Raw genomic sequence first — 273 nt, forward strand, 5'->3', positions numbered from 1 at the left:
GCGGGGGGCGATGGAACGACGAACGAGGATCACGAAAACAATCTTGCGAAATTCAAGAACGCCGACGTGATCGGCCATCCCGGCGTCGAGGTGTTCAACCAGTTTGTTTCGTCCTCGGGCTACTTCTGCGAGGGCGCAGGAACGGCATTCATGCCGTATCTGCTCAGCACCTTGGACACGCTTGCCTGGCGCTACAACGTGCCCGAGATGGCCTACCCGGAGGCATTGATTCCCGGCATGCGCGAGGTCGGCGCACGCACCACGATGAACCTT

The 273-nt window shown here is 60.1% G+C and carries 1 protein-coding gene; it reads left to right on the forward strand.

Annotated elements, in window-relative coordinates:
* Positions 1-273, forward strand: a 273-nt coding sequence (locus AC3XQU_RS23885; protein ID WP_489876614.1) for a TraU family protein, incomplete at both ends; no start/stop codon positions are given.

This window comes from Telluria sp. AZSoR62 (assembly GCF_058111565.1).